This is a genomic window from Bacteroides faecis MAJ27 (assembly GCF_900106755.1).
GTDB lineage: Bacteria > Bacteroidota > Bacteroidia > Bacteroidales > Bacteroidaceae > Bacteroides > Bacteroides faecis.
This window is the reverse complement of sequence record NZ_FNNN01000025.1, coordinates 1-20,797: the sequence shown is the minus strand read 5'-3', so window position 1 is coordinate 20,797 and position 20,797 is coordinate 1. Positions and strand designations below refer to the sequence as shown.

Below are 20,797 nucleotides of genomic sequence, written 5' to 3'. Positions count from 1 at the left end.
AATTCGACATTTTAAAATTAAAAGCTAAATTGGAGATAGCATGAGAATGTTTTATTGATTGGGTAGTTACTTCCATCTTCTCTAGTTCCTTCCGGATCCCACCATTTGAATGGAGCCCAAGTCAATAAGTTCTGTCCGATAAATCCAATACGTAAGTTGTTTACATAGAATTTCCGTGTCCATAACTGAGGAAAATCATAAGATAGTTCTACATTTCTCAAACGCAGATATTTTCTGTCGTGCAACCAGAATGTAGAAGCCCGATTATTCATTTTATTATTGCCATACGTCAAACGTGGCCAATCGGCATTCGGATTTTCCGTAGCTTCTGTTCCCGAAATTTCTTTTGGAATCCAACGATTCCCCTCTACCATAACTTGCAGAATATTACCGGTACGACCATCATGGAAAGCATGCGGTCCGTTACCTCCCACAAAAAAGTCACATTTTCCTGTTCCCTGTAATAACATACTGAGATTCCAGTTTTTCCAGTTTGCACTCAGACCAATACCATATTGAAGTCCTGGTTGCTGTCTGTATCCCAAAGGCACAATGTCATCATCATTAATGATTCCGTCTCCGTTTACATCCTTGTACTTTATATCACCCGGAAGGACTGCTTTATTTGCCAATCCTGCCTGTGATGGACTACGGTCTATATCTTCCTGATCCTTAAACAGTCCCAAGGCAATAAAACCGCGACTTTGATTCAACTGAAAACCTTTATCCATTTTATACCACAACTCATTAGCAGCCTCATCCTTATCAAGGATATCAGTAGTCTGATAAGTAAAATTAGCTCGGAGTTGTAGATTTACCTGACCTATTTGCTGAGTGAAAGCTATATTACCATCCCATCCGAAAGATTTCATTTTACCCACATTTGCCATTGGAGTCTGGTCAGCAAGTCCGGTCGTTAATGGCATTTGGTTACGCTGCATAAAAATATCATCACGTTTATCCACAAAATAGTCTACAGCTCCTGTGAATTTCCCATTGAGAACGCTGAAATCAACTCCTATATCATACTTTTTGGCTACCTCCCATGTCAAATTCGGAGTTCCTAAAGTTTTAATACGATAAGCTTGTACTCTATTAGTTCTAAATTCACCAAAATAATAAGAACCTCCATCATCCGTACTTACCAAAGAAATATAGGGAAAACGACGCCCTTGCAATTCATCATTACCCACCTCACCATAAGAAGCTCTGATTTTGAACATATCCAACCAAGGAGCGGCCTTCTTTATAAACGATTCTTCCGAAACGACCCATCCGGCAGATACGGCAGGGAAAAAGCCAAATTGTTTACCACTCTCAAAGTTTTCCGAACCAGTATATCCCCAGTTAAATTCAGCCATGTATCTATCTTTAAAAGCATACGTAAAGCGGCCAGAATAAGCTAAATTACGGTGTGGTATCGACCCTATCAAATCACTCTCATCAAAGTTTATATCTGAAGTTTCCTGTTGATAAACCATGGCAAACGCACCAACACGATGTTTCTGTGCAAACAGTCGACTATAGTCTAATGACGCTTGCAAATAATAGCGTTTGTCCCCACTCACCTCTTTTCTTTGACTCATTGCGGAAGCATTCTGCAATCTTTTCAAAACCAACTGGCCTTTCTCATCCCGATAGGACTCTGCTTCCCAAAGTTCTTCTTCCTTAGAACGAACTATCGTATTTTTGTTATATGTATCAAATGCAAAGACCCCGGAGAATTTCAACCCCTCTGTAATAAACTTTAAGTCTTGTTCCAAAGCCACACTAGTTTCAATCTTATTCTCCCAAATGGTGCGGTACCCCGTTTGCGTCATCCGATATTCTGGAGTTTTTGCCCCATTCACACTTGCCCACTGACCAGAAGACCATTTACGCGGTGACGAAAGCGGAGTAAAAGCAGCAAAAGATTCCCAAATATCTCCCGAACTGCTAGAAGGAGAATTGCGATTTACCAGCCATCCACCGACATTTACTTTCAAAACAGTTGTACGAGTCAGATTCATATCTACATTAGCGCGGTAGTTATAACGTTCGTATGTAGAATTAGTATTATATTTATTTTCTGAACTGGAAGTTCGATAACGTCCGTCTTCACTTGTATATTGCCCCGATACGAAATAACGTACATTATCACTACCTCCTGAAAAACTTATATTCGCATAATAACTCGGTGCGCCACTTTTCAACATCAAATCTCTCCAGTCTATATTCGGATATAAATCTGAATCGAGCCCGTGTTGAATAATAGACATTTCTTCGTCAGTATATAATGGAGACTCATAACGTCCTACTCTCGCTTCATTTGCTAAACGCGCCCAATCATAAGCACTGGCATATTCAGGCACTTTTACAGGAGTATTCCAGTTGAAGCCTGCCTTCACATTTATCTTTACTTTTCCTTTTTCACCGCGCTTGGTAGTAATCAGAACCACTCCATTTGCACCACGCTGTCCGTAAATAGCAGTAGCCGACGCATCTTTCAAAACAGAAAATGATTCAATATCTTCTACCGGAATCTCATTAAAGCTACGTTCAACACCATCTACGAGAATCAAAGCACCCGATTTTGCACCAAACGTACTCATACCACGAATCCAAAACTCAGACATATTTTCACCCGGTTCACCGCTACTCTGCATAGCTATAATACCAGGTACAACACCAGCTAACGCATTGGAAAGATTAGCACCCGGAGCATTCAGCTGTTTGATATCAACATTAGTAATAGCTCCTGTCAGTGTCTTCTTTTTCTGAACACCGCTAGATGTTATCACAACCTCATCGATCTTTGTATTATCTTCTACAATCTTTATCTTTAAATTGTTTCGATCTTTAATGGATAATACAGGAATCTCAACTGTCTGGTAACCAATGAAAGTCACCTGAATCACATCATAGGGCCCCACTTTAATAGAAAACTCTCCATCAAGATTAGTAACCGTACCCACACCCGGCTGATTTTTAGCAATAATCGACGCACCGGCAACAGGACCAAGATTATCTTCTACTACACCCTTGATTACAAATTCTTGCTTGTTCGTTTGTGCCCATGCAGTATTCGGCACAAACAGCATTACCATCAAGAGTAATACGATATATTTTTGAATATTATTCATGGATAATTCTTTTAATAAATTATTTATTCTACTGTCACACGACGAATGACATGGTTATCACGGTCAGCCACATATATTGAGTTATCCGGATACACCGTTACACATTCCGGCTGATTGAATTTTGCCTCTTCTGGCAGTCCGTCTCCAAAACCACTTTGCTCCGGTCGCCCGGCATATAAAGTAGCAGAACCTGCAGGAGTAATTTTCCGAATGATATGGTTATTACGTTCAGGTACAAACATATTGCCATCCTCATCAAATGCCATTTGTTCCGGCTTGTTCAAACGCACAGTAGCTCCTGTCCCATTTACATAACCACTCTCGTCCCATGCTCCGACAAAAAGAACCGGTACACCGAAAGTACGAGTAGAAGCATCATAAGGAACCTGATAGATACAATGACGATTACACACCGCTACATAAAGAATAGTACCTTCGGAGTTAAAAGTCATGCGGGTTTCTATTTCCATTGCATTGTTTATTCTGAAAAGAGGAGTGAAATCCTCATACTCCGGACCATCATAACGATAGATATAACCAGTTCCTTTATTGCAAAAGAATACTTCTCCTGTTTTCGGATGTACGGCAAGCCCTGTAGTTCCGACTTTCTTTGCTCTACAAAGTCCTCTTACATCCACAAAACCACCTTCTCGTGTCACATAAATAATGTTGAAGTCTGTTTTCGTATTTTCCTCATCTGTATATGAATACTGAGAAATATACAGTGTATCCTGATCCGGACTGAAAGCCAAACATGTAGGCGATTGGAACGGACCGCTAGAACACTGCACCAATGTTTCCACTTCACCGTTACGAGCACGGCGCAAAGCACCATTCTGTGTCTGACCACGACCTTCATCTACAAAAAATACCGTTCCGTCTTTATCAGTCAGCAAGAACCACGTCCTTTGCAGCTTAGAATTAGCATAGCTACCATCTTCACGGCCATTCATACCGTGTTGTCCCACCATAGTCGTCACATTACGTTTAAACTGATAACGGAATTTTGTCTCAGAAGCATACTCTTCTATATTATCGTCTTTACCTATAAACAGACGAACATAGCCTGTATCTGCACGTGCAGGGACAATGGCATAGATTACCTCATCGTCCATTCCTACAATAGCCGCTTCCTTATTATTAACAGTAACTTTCACATAATTGGGATCCGAACCAAAATTCTTTCCGCGGATAATCAATTGGGTGCCAATACCACCACTGTCAGGAGAGAAACTTTCAAACACTGATGGTGCATTCAAATCAGGAGGAAAAGTTTTACTTTGATTTATTGGGGTCAAATCATTGTTACACCCCCAAAATACAGACATCCCTATAAATAAAGATAATCCGATTTCAAGCTTGCGCTTCTTTAATAATTCAATTTTCATAAGTTATTAAATTTAATTCAAACAAAAAAAATAAAAGATAAAGGAAAACACTACATACAAAAAGATAAGATGAGTGGAGGAGGATCGTGTGGTTGATTCATAGTTCTCAAGATATTTAGTTATACAAATTATATATTCTTGCTTTTCTAATGCAGCAGCAAAATTAGTATGTTTGCCAGATTTCTTATATTTCGACCATTATCTTTTGCTTCACACGGCAGGGATATTTACTATTTTGGCATGATTTGATAATATTTCTACCTCAATTAAAGAATCAAAATCCTCGCCAATAAAACAGAGATTAAATCAACAGGAATGATGAAAAGGCATTATGCCTCATATTTACCTTTCTGGCACCAACGTTTACTACAGACGTTTCAGGCTTTTCACCCTTCCTTTCCAACAGAACAGGAGACATATTATCATCCGGTCTACTTCCGGACTTCCTCCAAGTTTTTCATTCGGAATTCTTTTGGCGTACATCCATACTTTTCACGAAATACTTTAAAGAAAGTAACCTTATTTGAGAAGCCCGATTCAAAGACTATTTCATCAATCGTCTTCTGGGTCTTCAACAATAAATCCTTGGCCACATGCAAACGACACTCCTTTATCAAAATCGTAGGACTTTCTTCACCAATTTCTTCCATTTTCCGGTAAAGGCTGCGGACACTGATTGCCAAATGATCGGCTATAAAACGAGGAGTCAGTTCTTTTTCCTGAATATGGTCATTGATTATCTTCAAAACAGATTGCTGGAATTTCTTTGATTCTTTATGTGTCAGTTTTCCGTCCGTTTTTTCAAAAGAACTGATCGCTGAACTGAAATAGTCTTTCAGCACCTCCTTACGCTCTAGCATCTGGCAGACGGAAATGCGAAGATATTCCGCATTAAACGGTTTGGTGATATACATCTCTGCCCCTGCAGAAAGTGCAGCCATCTGCTGCTCCATTTCATGCCGTCCGGATACCATGATAATAGGAATGTGAGCCGTTTCTTTCACTGATTTAATTCGCTTCGTCAGTTCAATGCCTCCAATTCCCGGCATCATGACATCACAGATAATCACATTGGGATAGACTTCATTCATGACCTGTTCAATCCGCTCCGGATCTTGCAAAGTAACCACATTGAAATCGTTAGAGAAGATTTCACCAATGAACCACAACATTTCCAGTTCATCATCGATAACCAGTAGCGTTGGCCTCATCTTGTCAAATTCATAGTGAGGAAGTTTCAAGGCAAGTTGCGACTCTATCTTAGGGATATACTCCGAAGTTATTCGTTTAGAAGATGATACACCAGTGCTCACTTTCAATGGAGGTAATGACAACGTAAACAAAACCCAGCCGTCAGGAGTATTTTCCACTTTCAACGTTCCATTCAGCAGTTGGGCCATATTGTAAGAGATAGCAAGCCCCAGACCATTGCGGGAGAAGTTCTTTTCATCCTGATTTTCAAAGCTATCCAAAATAGCATAACGGTTGAATACATACTGGAAGTCTTCTTCCTTGATTGTACTTCCCTCATTGGCAACCCGGAGGACCAGCAGGTTTTCATCATTGGTATCCACTTCTATTTTAATACTTTTCCCATCCGGGGTGTATTTGAAAGCATTGGATATCAGATTGATAATAATGGTATTCAAAAAACCTTTGTCTGAGTTCCAGGAAACTTGCTCCGGTATCTTACTCAAGAAAGTGATATTTCGGGATTTAGCCATATCAACAAAGATCTTTGCCGTATTTTTCATTAAAGAAGATACATTCAAAGTCTCTATACGCACTTCCCGATTCCCCGTTTCGATACGGCGGAACTCGATCAGTTCGTGAATCAAGTTATTCAAGCGTTCCGCATTCGTCTGAATCATCTGAACGTAATCAATGACAAATTTGCTGAGTCCTTTCGATGACAGAATACGCCCGCAAGGACCATAGATAAGGGTCAATGGAGTACAAAATTCATGAGCTATGTTAGTGAAGAAACGAAGTTTCGACTCAAATACATTCTTTTGATGGCGCTGCTCTATTTCATTGAGCAGTTCCTGCTTTTTCCGCTTAGTACGGAGGATAAATGAGCGTACCAGCAGAGTGACCATCAGCAGCAGACATAAAGTATAAATAAGATATGCCCACCAAGAAGCATACCACGGGTCACCTATCCGGATTAACAAAGAATAGACATCACTCTCTTTATCAAATACACTATTGTAGTATTTCACCAATAAGGTATATTCGCCGGGGGCCATATTCGTAAAGGAGACAGAACTTTCTTTTCCATTATTGATCCATTGGTCACTCAAGCCTTTTAACTTATAGGAATAGGTACAGTTATTTCCGGTCAAGTAATCGACAGAAGTGAATGAAACTGCAAAGAAGTTCTGGTCATATTTCAGGTTCAACACTTCATTCTCCTTTTTCCGGGTGATGAATTCTCCCAGATTGTATTGTTCTCCAAAGATAGAGAGTTTATCAAAATAAATGGGAGGCATATAAAGCTGTTCGGGACGTCCGTCTGCCTGAATGGCTACAAATCCGTTGATTCCTCCAAAGAACAAGGTGCCTGTTTGCGGATCTCTGTAAGAAGCACCATCACTAAATTCAACAACTTTAAGCCCGTCACCAAAACCATAAGAACGGAATACATCTCTTTTGGTATCAAAATTAATCAAGCCTTGATTTGTACTCAGCCAGAAGTTATCAGGTGAGTGCCTCAGAATGGCATGAATAGTACTATTCAGAAAACCGTCTTTCGCATTAAACAGTTTATAAGAGTTTTCTGAAGTATACTTGATTACTCCATAAGTAGTACCGATCAAATAATTGTTTGCGTCATCTTTAACAATGGGCACTACCTTGTTCAAATTCATATTCTCATACTTATGAGTGGTCAACGGCTCCAATCCATTACTGATTTCATTGAAACGAAATACTCCAGACCCCATATTGCCGAATAGTAACCCCAAGCTGTCTCCTTTGCAAATGGTAAAGAAACAATTGGAACCGAACTCTCCGGCATTAGCCACATAGCGCTGCATATTTTCAAGAACCGGATGATCCGGTGTGCCTCCGATACGCGCTCTTACTATTCCCATTCCCACACTAGCCAACCACAATTCCGAATCTTCCGTTTCATAAATATCATGTATATATTTAATCTCCTCGTTATCAATCCAGAGAGGAATTTTCTTAATACGTCGCTCACGATACGAATAAAAATTCAATCCTTCCTCATCACCAATCCATAGTAAGTTACGGTTACTTCCCTTGATACAATAGACCGCATTGCTACCCAAACCACTGTTAGATATTGTCAAGACCTCCGAACGGCAGTCTGAAATATCCTTATCTACCTCATAATCATAGATCTTAAGTATACCATTTCCTTTAGTGCCGATCCAGAAAGTACGTTCTTTGTCAAGCAACAGCGCACGCACGGGACGTTCTATCTTTTCGGTATAGTTACTCAACACAACCGACTTTATAGAATAAAGAGGATTCGAATAAAGATAAACACCCTGCCCATCTGTAGCTATCCAGATAAGATCCTGAAAGCGATCTTTCACCAAGCTGAACACTCCGCTGTTTATAGGTAACGGCTGAATCTGATATTCATTGCTGCCTTTTGGTTTTTCCAATATAAGAACACCATCAATCATTAATCCGACAAAGAAGCTATCATGATATTTAATAATCGTGGAAATTCTGTCATGTGCCTGTATTTTCGTCCCCAAATTAACAACAAACTCTTTCTGCTTGCTTTCAATATAAAATGTATAAAGATTGTATTCCTTATCTACATAATAGATAGTCCCGTCATCATGAGTACAATAAATCAACGGTGTGTGGTGTTCCAAACCACTTTTTTGTGACGTCAACGTAATATTACCAGTAACGGAATCCTGCTGAAGATCGTAACACCGATTATACCCTCTCATTATTACCCACATGCGATTATTATTATCAAAGAAGAAAGTAATAACATCTGAAATCGGAATACCAGCAACATTGATTTTTTTAAAGACCCCTTCCTTTTTATGAAAATAGTAAACGCAGTCGCTATCCTTAATAATAAATAAGGTACCATGATTATCCTTATTCATCGGAAACAGTTTCTGAAATTCATAAAAACGTGTAATAGAATTCGTTTTACGGTCAAGACGAATCAAACTATAATAAGTCTGAAACCAATAAGTATCGTCACCGGTATAGATAATATTATCAATTTGATTGCCGGACAAGTAACCTTCCTTGTCACAGATCTTAAACTCTTCGACCGCCCGGCCATCATAGACATTGAGTCCATCACAAGTGCCAATCCACATCAGTCCTTTGTCGTCCTGGCACAGCGAAGTTATAGCACTGTTAGACATATATTCTTTGTCAGCAACCTGTTTCAGATTATAGGCGCCGGCTGTATTCATCAGTATATTAAGGCAGCAGAAGAAAAGTAAAATACAATGTTTTTTCATGGCATAGAATCCTTAGATTTGCAATATGACAAAGGTAAACAAAAAAACTATCCAGCACTTTTTTGGCGCAGAATATATGTAAAAATGCGTGCCAGTTTGGTTAATTACAGCGCCACGGAGCGATTTAGTATTTCCACTTCCTGCAGATGCATTCCTTTTCTCTCTATTTTCGTCACAGAAACTAATTTTATACATAAATTCATTTGTTCATGAAAACACATCTTTCATTTAAACACCTGTTATTTATTGGGGGTGCGGTGCTGTACAGCATGCATATTTCTGCCGTCAAGAATCCGGTAGACTATGTCAGTACGCTGGTAGGAACGCAATCCAAGTTTGAGTTATCGACCGGAAATACATATCCGGCTACGGCATTGCCGTGGGGAATGAACTTCTGGACACCGCAAACCGGCAAAATGGGCGACGGCTGGGCATACACTTACAATGCCGACAAAATCCGTGGCTTCAAACAAACACACCAGCCTAGTCCGTGGATGAACGATTATGGTCAGTTTGCCATCATGCCAATCACCGGCGGACTCGTATTCGACCAAGACCAACGTGCCAGTTGGTTCTCGCACAAAGCGGAAGTTGCCAAACCTTATTATTATAAGGTGTATCTCGCAGACCACGACGTTACTACGGAACTTGTACCCACGGAGCGTGCCGTTATGTTCCGTTTCACGTATCCGGAAACCAAGAATGCTTATGTCATTCTCGATGCATTCGATAAAGGTTCGTATGTAAAGGTGATTCCGGAAGAGAACAAAATCATCGGTTATTCCACCAGGAATAGCGGCGGGGTGCCGGAGAACTTCAAGAATTATTTTGTCATCAAGTTCGACAAGCCGTTTACCTTTACTTCCGGTGTAAAAGAGAATAACATCCTCCCGAACGAAACAGAAGTTGAGGGCAATCATACCGGAGCAATCATCGGATTCGCCACGAAGAAAGGAGAAATCGTTCATGCCCGTGTAGCTTCTTCCTTTATCAGCTACGAACAGGCGGAACTGAATCTCAAAGAATTGGGCAACAACAGCTTCGACCAGTTAGTCACTAAAGGAAAAGATATCTGGAACCGTGAAATGAGCAAAGTTGATGTAGAAGATGACAATATCGACAACCTGCGTACTTTCTATTCATGCTTGTATCGTTCCATGCTGTTCCCACGCAGTTTCTATGAAATAGATGCCAAAGGTCAAGTAGTGCACTACAGCCCTTACAATGGCAAAGTACTGCCCGGCTATATGTTCACAGATACCGGTTTCTGGGATACTTTCCGTTGCCTGTTCCCGTTCCTGAACCTGATGTATCCGTCTATGAACCAGAAGATGCAGGAAGGTCTGGTCAATGCTTATAAAGAAAGCGGCTTCCTACCGGAATGGGCAAGTCCCGGACACCGTGACTGCATGGTGGGCAACAACTCCGCTTCTGTTGTAGCCGATGCCTATATAAAAGGGCTCCGCGGATATGACATCGAAACGCTTTGGGAAGCATTGAAACACGATGCAAACGCCCATCTTCGCGGCACCGCCTCCGGACGTGTAGCTTACGAAGCATACAACCAACTGGGGTATGTCCCCAACAATATCGGTGTAGGTCAGAATGTTGCCCGCACGCTGGAATATGCTTACAACGACTGGACTATCTACACATTAGGAAAGAAACTGGGCAAACCGGCAAGCGAAATCGATATCTTCAAGCAACGTGCCCTCAACTACAAGAACGTTTACCAACCGGAACGCAAACTGATGGTAGGTAAGGACGACAAGGGGGTATTCAACCCGAAATTTGATGCAGTAGACTGGAGCGGTGAGTTCTGCGAAGGTAACAGCTGGCACTGGAGTTTCTGCGTATTCCACGATCCGGAAGGCTTAATCAATCTGATGGGAGGCAAGAAAGAGTTCAATACTATGATGGATTCCGTCTTTATCATTCCGGGTAAACTAGGCATGGAAAGCCGTGGCATGATTCATGAAATGCGCGAAATGCAAGTAATGAACATGGGGCAATACGCTCATGGCAATCAGCCCATCCAGCACATGGTTTACCTTTACAACTATTCGGGAGAACCCTGGAAAGCTCAATACTGGGTACGCGAAATCATGGATAAGCTGTATACAGCAGGTCCCGACGGATACTGCGGCGACGAAGACAACGGTCAGACTTCTGCCTGGTATGTCTTCTCGGCTTTAGGATTCTACACCGTTTGTCCGGGAACAGATCAATATATTCTGGGAACTCCTCTTTTCAAGTCAGCCAAACTGCATCTGGAAAATGGGAAAACCGTCACCATTAAAGCGAACAACAATAGCGCCGACAACCGTTATGTGAAGGATATGAAGGTAAATGGCAAAACATTCACACGCAATTATCTGACACACGACCAATTGTTGAAGGGTGCGAATATCCAGTACCAGATGAGTCCGACTCCGAACAAACAACGGGGAACGACTGAAAAAGATATTCCCTATTCCCTCTCATTTGAATAAAATGTCGTATTTTTGGATGCTTTAAAGAATGATCTAATCCAAACAAACTAAAGAAAACATGAAACTAAGAAACCTTTTATTTATCGTCCTTGCGGCCATAGTCTTCTGCAACTGCCAGAGCTATCAGCCTACTTCGCTTACTGTTGCCTCCTACAACCTGAGAAATGCCAATGGTTCCGACTCCGCCCGCGGAAACGGTTGGGGACAGCGTTATCCGGTGATTGCCCAGATTGTGCAATACCATGACTTCGATATTTTCGGCACACAGGAATGTTTCCTTCACCAATTGAAAGATATGAAAGAAGCCCTCCCCGGTTATGATTATATCGGCGTAGGACGCGATGACGGTAAAGATAAAGGTGAACACTCTGCTATCTTCTACCGCACTGACAAATTCGATATCGTAGAGAAAGGAGATTTCTGGTTGTCGGAAACTCCGGATGTCCCGAGCAAAGGCTGGGATGCCGTATTGCCTCGTATTTGCAGCTGGGGACATTTCAAATGCAAAGATACCGGTTTTGAGTTCCTGTTCTTCAATCTCCACATGGACCATATCGGCAAGAAAGCCCGTGTGGAGAGCGCTTTCCTCGTACAGGAAAAGATGAAGGAGCTGGGAAGAGGCAAAAATCTGCCGGTCATCCTGACGGGTGACTTCAATGTCGACCAGACTCACCAGTCATACGATGCATTTGTCAGCAAAGGAGTACTTTGTGATTCTTATGAGAAATGTGACTACCGATATGCGACCAACGGTACTTTCAACGATTTCGATCCGAACAGTTTTACCGAAAGCCGCATCGACCATATCTTCGTTTCCCCTTCTTTCCACGTCAAGAGATACGGTGTACTGACCGATACCTATCGGAGTGTACGGGAAAACAGTAAAAAGGAGGACGTGAGAGATTGTCCGGAAGAGATCACCATTAAGGCTTATGAAGCACGTACGCCATCCGACCATTTCCCTGTAAAAGTGGAACTGGAGTTTGACCAACGTCAGCAAAAATAAACCCGAATACTTCATTTTATAATCTGATACTGATATGAGAAATATATGTTTTGTAGCCTGCATGTTCTTGTGCCTTGTTTCCGCTTCCGGAAAAACGGCTAAGAATCATCCCTTCATATCCATTGCCGACTCCATTCTCGACAATGTCCTGAATTTATATCAGACGGAGGACGGACTGCTTACCGAAACATATCCCGTGAATCCCGACCAGAAAATCACTTATCTGGCGGGTGGAGCCCAACAGAACGGAACGCTGAAAGCCTCCTTCCTGTGGCCCTATTCCGGAATGATGTCCGGTTGCGTGGCCATGTACCAGGCCACCGGAGACAAAAAGTACAAGAAGATACTGGAAAAGCGCATCCTGCCCGGACTGGAACAGTACTGGGACGGGGAACGCCTTCCGGCATGCTATCAGTCATACCCCGCCAAATACGGCCAGCATGGACGCTACTACGATGACAACATCTGGATTGCACTGGATTATTGTGATTATTATCGTCTCACCCACAAAGCCGACTATCTGAAAAAAGCCATCGCACTGTACGAATACATCTACAGCGGATGGAGCGACGAACTCGGCGGAGGAATCTTCTGGTGTGAACAGCAGAAAGAAGCGAAGCATACCTGTTCCAATGCTCCGTCAACAGTACTCGGTGTCAAGCTATACCGCCTAACAAAGGACAAAAAGTATCTGGACAAAGCAAAGGAAACTTACGCATGGACCAGAAAGAACTTATGTGATCCCACCGATTTCCTTTACTGGGACAATATCAACCTGAAAGGAAGCGTCTCTAAAGATAAATATGCCTACAACAGTGGACAAATGATTCAGGCAGGCGTATTGCTGTACGAGGAAACAGGAGACGAACAATACTTGCGCGATGCCCAGAAGACAGCCGCAGGGACCGATGCCTTTTTCCGTTCGAAAGCCGATAAGAAAGATCCGTCAGTCAAGGTACACAAAGACATGTCATGGTTTAATGTGATTTTGTTCAGAGGCTTCAAGGCGCTGGAGAAGATTGACCACAACCCGACTTATGTCAATGCGATGGCGGAGAATGCTCTCCATGCATGGAGAAATTACCGGGATGCCAACGGATTGCTGGGAAGAGACTGGTCGGGACATAACGAGGAACCTTACAAATGGCTGCTGGATAATGCCTGCCTGATCGAGTTATTCGCCGAGATCGAGAAATGAAACTTTGATTATTAACCATTACATGAATTAAAGAAAACAATCACCATGAATATAACCAAAACACTTTGCCTTTGCGCGGCACTTTCGGGCGCTGCCGGCATACAAGCAATGGAAAACTGCGAACTTGTCACCAAACAAGACAACACGCGGGTCAACACTTATCAGACCAACCGCCCCGAAGTATCCAAACGCCTGTTCGTATCGCAGGAAGTGGAGCAACAAATTGCCCGCATCAAGCAATTACTGACGAATGCGAAACTGGCCTGGATGTTCGAAAACTGTTTCCCGAACACACTGGATACGACCGTTCATTTTGACGGAAAAGAGGATACTTTCGTATACACCGGAGACATCCACGCCATGTGGCTTCGCGATTCCGGTGCCCAGGTATGGCCGTATGTGCAGCTTGCCAATAAAGACCCCGAACTGAAAAAAATGCTGGCAGGAGTCATCAACCGCCAATTCAAATGTATCAATATCGACCCATACGCCAACGCCTTCAATATGAACTCCGAAGGAGGCGAATGGATGAGTGACCTGACGGACATGAAACCGGAACTTCACGAACGCAAATGGGAAATCGACTCCCTGTGTTATCCGATCCGTCTGGCTTACCATTACTGGAAAACAACGGGGGATGCCAGCGTCTTCTCCGACGAATGGCTGCAGGCTATTGCAAACGTACTGAAAACATTCAAGGAACAACAGCGCAAGGACGATGCGAAAGGTCCGTACAGATTCCAACGCAAAACCGAACGCGCACTCGACACCATGACCAACGACGGCTGGGGTAATCCGGTGAAACCTGTCGGACTGATCGCTTCCGCTTTCCGCCCTTCGGATGACGCTACAACCTTCCAGTTCCTCGTTCCTTCCAACTTCTTTGCCGTAACTTCTCTGCGCAAAGCAGCCGAAATACTGAACACAGTGAACAAGAAACCGGCTTTGGCCAAAGAATGTACCACATTGGCGGATGAAGTTGAAAAAGCATTGAAGAAATATGCTGTCTACAACCACCCGAAATATGGTAAAATCTATGCTTTCGAGGTAGACGGATTCGGCAACCAACTGCTGATGGATGATGCCAACGTGCCGAGCCTCATCGCTTTACCTTATCTGGGCGACGTGAAAGTGAACGATCCGATTTACCAAAATACCCGCAAGTTTGTGTGGAGCGAAGACAATCCTTATTTCTTCAAAGGCACTGCCGGAGAAGGTATCGGCGGTCCGCACATCGGATACGACATGATCTGGCCTATGAGCATTATGATGAAAGCGTTTACCAGCCAGAATGATGCAGAAATCAAGACTTGTATCAAGATGCTGATGGATACCGATGCAGGCACCGGCTTCATGCATGAATCATTCAACAAAAACGATCCGAAAAACTTTACCCGTGCATGGTTTGCATGGCAAAACACACTGTTCGGAGAACTCATCCTCAAACTGGTCAATGAAGGAAAGGCAGACTTACTGAACAGTATTCAGTAGTTTCTACCTCGCCCCTTACTTGCAAGATAACTGCTTCATACGGTGAAACCGATGGTTCCATGCATTGGAACCAATCGTTTCATTGTATGAAACAAGGAGTTTCATGCCTTTGAAACTAAAGTTTCACACCGTTGGAACTAGAGTTTCCCGCCCATGAAACTTTGGTTTCGCACCGATGAAACTTTGGTTTCGCACCGATGAAACTTTAGTTTCGTACCGATGAAACTCTGGTATCAAGGCGAGGAAACCAACTCTTCTCGCCACAGTGACAGCAGAAATACTGTCACACTGCTATCACACCGTGCCGTCACCTCAAAACTTACACATACTCAGCCTTTTACCCTTGTTTATGTGACAGATGACAGCAAATATTTATTTTTATTTTAAATGTAGAGAGTATATATTACTCCCCCAATAATAATTTATATAATATGAAATCAACCTTTTTATTTCTAGTTGCTACAACCATGATGACCTGTACCGCTTTGGGACAGTCCTCCAACGACAAAAAGAACGTATTACCCGATTGGGCATTCGGAGGTTTTGAACGTCCGCAAGGGGCCAATCCGGTGATTTCTCCTATAGAGAGTACGAAATTCTATTGTCCGATGACACAAGATTACGTTGCATGGGAGTCCAATGACACTTTCAATCCGGCAGCTACTCTTTATAACGGCAAGATTGTTGTACTGTATCGGGCAGAAGATAAATCCGGTGTCGGCATCGGTCACCGTACCTCGCGTCTCGGATATGCCACTTCCAGTGATGGTATTCACTTCAAGCGGGAAAAGACTCCGGTATTTTATCCGGATAACGACACCCAAAAAGAGCTGGAATGGCCGGGAGGATGCGAAGACCCTCGTATTGCCGTCACAGCAGAAGGACTATACGTGATGACGTATACTCAATGGAACCGCCACATTCCACGCCTGGCAATCGCTACTTCCCGCAATCTGAAAGACTGGACGAAACACGGTCCTGCTTTTGCCAAAGCTTATGACGGCAAGTTCTTTAATTTAGGATGTAAGTCCGGCTCTATTCTGACCGAAGTTGTCGACGGGAAGCAGGTAATCAAGAAAATCGACGGAAAATACTTCATGTACTGGGGAGAGGAACATGTGTTTGCCGCTACCTCCGAAGATTTAATCAACTGGACTCCTTATGTAAATACAGACGGCTCCCTGAGAAAGTTGTTTTCTCCACGTGACGGATACTTCGACAGTCATCTGACCGAATGCGGTCCTCCGGCTATCTATACTCCGAAAGGAATTGTGCTTCTGTATAATGGTAAAAACAGTGCAAGCAGAGGTGACAAACGCTATACAGCTAATGTATATGCTGCCGGGCAAGCTCTCTTTGATGCCAATGACCCAACCCGTTTCATCACCCGTCTGGACGAACCGTTCTTCCGCCCGATGGATAGTTTCGAAAAGAGCGGCCAGTATGTAGACGGAACAGTGTTCATCGAAGGAATGGTTTATTACAAGGATAAATGGTATCTGTATTATGGTTGCGCAGACTCCAAAGTAGGTACGGCCATTTACAATCCGAAGAAACCTGCCGCCGCAGATCCGCTGCCCTAACATTTCACAAACTCTTTCTGTTTGATTGGATACGAGCCGCAAGGAATTTACCATTCAAAATGAATACGGATTGTTCATTCCTTGCAGCTCCTTTTATCATCTCTGCCACAATATGTACTTCAATTGTACAGACTGAGACGTTATCCGGTGATATACAAACAATTACGTCATACTCTAATTGATCAGCCAGTACTCTGACCTGCCAATATACATTTGCTTAAATATTGTCACGACAGAGAACAGATATCCATTTCCGAATCACTACATTTGTAAACATATTGAATAAGAACCAATTTGTAAACTACTAAACTTGTTAAAATAAACCATGATGAACAAAAAAGTAATTGCCGTAGCCCTCGCCCTTGTTTTGGCAGGAGGCGGCTATGCACAAAACGATGCCTCCGGGAAAAAGGTGAAAGCCTATATGGTGTCGGACGCCCACCTCGACACCCAGTGGAACTGGGACATCCAGACAACAATCAACGAATATGTATGGAATACCATCAGTCAGAACTTATTTCTGCTAAAGAAATATCCGGAATACATTTTCAACTTTGAAGGGGGAGTGAAATATGCCTGGATGAAAGAATACTATCCCGAGCAGTACGAAGAGATGAAGAAATTCATCGAAGAAGGACGCTGGCACATTGCCGGAAGCAGCTGGGAAGCCAGCGATGTATTGGTTCCTTCCGTCGAAGCCTCCATCCGCAACATCATGCTCGGACAGACGTACTACCGGCAAGAGTTTGGAAAAGAAGGAACGGACATCTTCCTGCCGGACTGCTTCGGATTCGGATGGACACTTCCTACCATTGCCGCACACTGCGGACTGATTGGTTTTTCTTCACAGAAACTGGACTGGCGCAATCATCCCTTTTATGGAAAAAGCAAACATCCATTTACTATCGGCCTCTGGAAGGGTATCGATGGCAAACAGGTAATGTTAGCCCACGGGTACGACTACGGACGCAGATGGAACAACGAAGACCTCTCGAAGAACAAATATCTGGAAGGATTGGCCAAACGTACTCCGCTGAATACGGTCTATCGCTACTATGGAACAGGAGATATCGGCGGTTCACCGACATTGGGTTCGGTACGTTCTGTAGAGCAAGGAATCAAGGGCGACGGACCGGTGGAAGTGATCAGCGCCACCAGCGATCAGTTGTATAAAGATTATCTGCCATTCAATAACCACCCCGAATTGCCTGTATTCGACGGAGAATTATTGATGGATGTTCACGGAACAGGTTGCTACACTTCGCAGGCAGCCATGAAGTTGTACAACCGACAAAACGAACAGCTGGGCGATGCAGCAGAAAGAGCGGCTGTCGCTGCCGAATGGTTGGGTACAGCCAGCTACCCGCAACATACACTGACGGAAGCATGGAAACGCTTCATCTTCCATCAATTCCATGATGACCTGACAGGAACGAGTATTCCCCGTGCCTATGAATTCTCATGGAACGATGAACTGATCTCTCTGAAGCAATTCTCACAAGTGCTGACTTCTTCCGTCAACGCCATTGCCGGACAGATGGATACACGTGTGAAAGGAACGCCTGTCATTCTTTATAACGCCAATGCTTTCCCCGTATCCGACCTGACTGAGATCATCCTTGAACAACCCAAAGCTCCGAAAGGATTCACTGTATACAATGCGCAGGGCAAGAAAGTCGCTTCTCAACTGATCGGCTACGAAAACGGACGCGCTCACATATTGGTTGCAGCATCATTGCCGGCAAACGGTTATGCAGTCTACGATGTCCGCAACGGGGGATCGGAAAAGACAATAACTCCCTCACCTGCTTCTGCCATTGAAAACTCTGTTTACAAAATTACACTGGATAAAAACGGAGACATCATCTCGCTGACCGATAAACGTAACAACAAAGAACTCGTGAAAGACGGAAAAGCGATTCGTCTGGCACTCTTCACCGAAAACAAGTCGTATTCATGGCCGGCCTGGGAAATTCTGAAAGAAACGATTGATCGTGAGCCTGTCTCAATCACAGATGACGCTAAAGTCACTTTAGTGGAAAACGGAGCACTCCGGAAAGCGCTTTGTATCGAGAAGAAGTATGGCAAATCACTCTTCAAACAATATATCCGCCTCTACGAAGGCAGCCGTGCCGACCGCATAGACTTCTACAATGAAATAGACTGGCAGTCAACAAACACCTTACTGAAAGCGGAATTTCCTTTGAATATAGAAAATGAAAAGGCAACCTACGATCTGGGAATCGGCAGCGTGGAAAGAGGAAATAATGTACAGACCGCTTATGAAGTGTACGCACAGCAATGGGCAGACCTGACAGATAAAAATAACAGTTACGGCGTATCTATCCTGAACGACAGTAAATATGGATGGGATAAACCGGATCATAATACCATCCGCCTGACTCTGCTTCATACTCCCGAAACTAAAGGTAATTATGCTTATCAGGACCGTCAGGATTTTGGTTTCCATACATTTACCTATAGTATCACAGGACATGACGGAGCACTGGACAAACCTGCCACCGCCATTAAAGCGGAAATTCTGAATCAACCGATCAAAGCTTTCAGCAGTCCGAAACATGCCGGAACACTAGGCAAGGAATTCGCTTTCGTCCGTTCAAGCAATGACCGGGTTGTCATCAAAGCACTGAAAAAAGCGGAAGTATCGGATGAATATGTAGTACGCGTATATGAAACCGGAGGCGCAACTGCCCAGCAGGCAGCCATCACCTTTGCCGGTGAAATAGAGCAGGCAGTGCTTGCAGACGGTACGGAAAAAGAAATAGGAAGCGCAGACTTCAACAAAAATCAGTTGAATGTATCTATCGAACCCTACAGCATACAGACATTTAAAGTGAAACTGAAGAAGAAAGCAACTGTCCAGACTCCGCAATATGCCTGTCTGCCGCTGGATTATGACCGCAAATGCTTCAGTTGGAATGCTTTCCGCCACGAAGGAAACTTCGAGTCGGGCAACAGTTACGCAGCAGAACTTCTCCCCGACTCCATTCTGGAAGCTGATGGCATTTCTTTCCGCCTGGGAGAGAAAGAAATAGCGAATGGACTGACTTGTAAAGGCAATGTGCTTCAATTACCGACCGGACATTCATACAACCGTATCTATTTCCTGGCAGCTTCTGCCGGCGAAGATGCTACTGCGACTTTCCGTATCGGTAACAACTCGCAGGAAGTCACCGTACCTTCATACACCGGATTCATCGGCCAGTGGGAACATCTGGGACATACGGAAGGTTTCCTGAAAGATGCTGAGATTGCTTATGTCGGTACCCATCGCCATTCTGCCGATAAAGACGAAGCCTACGAGTTCACATATATGTTCAAATTTGGTATGGATATTCCTAAAGGAGCTACTACAGTCACGTTGCCGGACAACTCTTCTATCGTATTATTTGCCGCAACACTGGTCAACGAAAAGTATCCTGCCATATCTCCGGCTTCGGAATTGTTCCGCACAGCTCTGAAAGCTGGTAACGGAGAAGAAGCCACGGCTAAAACGAATCTGCTGAAACAGGCCAAGCTGATTAAATGTTCCGGTGAGACTAATGCAGACGAAGCCGCCCAATATGCCACAGACGGTGATGTAAAGACTAAATGGTGCGACACAAACACGGCTCCCAACTACATTGACTTTGACTTCGGAAAAGAACAGACGATTCGTGGATGGAAGTTAGTGAATGCCGGAAACGAAGGCAGTGTCTTCATCACCCATACTTGTTTCTTACAAGGTAAAAACAGTCCGGACGAAGAATGGAAAACAATTGATGAGCTGAGTAATAACAAGAAGAATACGGTAGTTCGCCAATTTAAGCCGACTTCAGTACGTTACGTCAGACTATTGGTAACACAGTCTACACAGAACAACAGTCTGAAGGCTGCAAGAATCTATGAATTGGAGGTATACTAATACCTCCATACCCAACCAAAAAGAGGAGGTTGTGTCAAAACGTTGGCACAACCTTTTTTTTACGTTTTACAGTCCTGCTATATTTTCTTTTGCTTATGATGCTTTTTTCTGATTCATTTG

Annotated in this window: 8 protein-coding genes and 1 pseudogene; 6 read left to right on the top strand and 3 right to left on the bottom strand. The window is 43.4% G+C overall.

What is annotated here, in order from left to right; all coding sequences use genetic code 11:
- Positions 1-17: 17 nt before the first annotated feature.
- The 3 genes from BLW31_RS18560 to BLW31_RS18550 all read right to left on the bottom strand — a co-directional run bounded on the left by BLW31_RS18560 (position 18) and on the right by BLW31_RS18550 (position 8,982).
- A complete protein-coding gene (locus BLW31_RS18560; protein ID WP_010536430.1) occupies positions 18-3,122 on the bottom strand; it encodes a SusC/RagA family TonB-linked outer membrane protein in 3,105 nt (1,034 codons plus the stop codon).
- A gap of 23 nt (positions 3,123-3,145) precedes the next feature.
- Positions 3,146-4,510 carry an IPT/TIG domain-containing protein gene (locus BLW31_RS18555; protein ID WP_010536429.1) on the bottom strand — a complete coding sequence of 455 codons (1,365 nt, stop codon included), beginning with the start codon at positions 4,508-4,510 and terminating at the stop codon, positions 3,146-3,148.
- A gap of 431 nt (positions 4,511-4,941) precedes the next feature.
- On the bottom strand, positions 4,942-8,982 hold the full coding sequence (locus BLW31_RS18550; protein ID WP_010536428.1) for a hybrid sensor histidine kinase/response regulator transcription factor: 4,041 nt from the start codon (positions 8,980-8,982) through the stop codon (positions 4,942-4,944).
- A 209-nt stretch (positions 8,983-9,191) separates the two neighbouring features.
- Between BLW31_RS18550 and BLW31_RS18540 the strand changes: the two genes are divergently transcribed.
- The 6 genes and pseudogenes from BLW31_RS18540 (at position 9,192) to BLW31_RS18515 (ending at position 20,677) form a co-directional block, all read left to right on the top strand.
- Positions 9,192-11,474 (top strand): GH92 family glycosyl hydrolase, encoded by a 2,283-nt coding sequence (locus tag BLW31_RS18540; protein WP_010536427.1) that lies wholly within the window; start codon positions 9,192-9,194, stop codon positions 11,472-11,474.
- A gap of 58 nt (positions 11,475-11,532) precedes the next feature.
- Positions 11,533-12,480 (top strand): endonuclease/exonuclease/phosphatase family protein, encoded by a 948-nt coding sequence (locus BLW31_RS18535; RefSeq protein ID WP_010536426.1) that lies wholly within the window; start codon positions 11,533-11,535, stop codon positions 12,478-12,480.
- Between the two features lie 34 nt (positions 12,481-12,514).
- Positions 12,515-13,678 (top strand): glycoside hydrolase family 76 protein, encoded by a 1,164-nt coding sequence (locus BLW31_RS18530; RefSeq protein ID WP_022301020.1) that lies wholly within the window; start codon positions 12,515-12,517, stop codon positions 13,676-13,678.
- Between the two features lie 168 nt (positions 13,679-13,846).
- Positions 13,847-15,169: pseudogene (locus BLW31_RS18525) on the top strand (glycoside hydrolase family 125 protein); the annotation flags it as partial.
- A gap of 431 nt (positions 15,170-15,600) precedes the next feature.
- Positions 15,601-16,752 (top strand): beta-1,2-mannosidase, encoded by a 1,152-nt coding sequence (locus BLW31_RS18520; protein ID WP_010536423.1) that lies wholly within the window; start codon positions 15,601-15,603, stop codon positions 16,750-16,752.
- A gap of 328 nt (positions 16,753-17,080) precedes the next feature.
- Positions 17,081-20,677, top strand: coding sequence for a beta-sandwich domain-containing protein (locus tag BLW31_RS18515; RefSeq protein ID WP_022301019.1), 3,597 nt, complete (start codon positions 17,081-17,083; stop codon positions 20,675-20,677).
- The last annotated feature ends 120 nt before the right edge of the window (positions 20,678-20,797 follow it).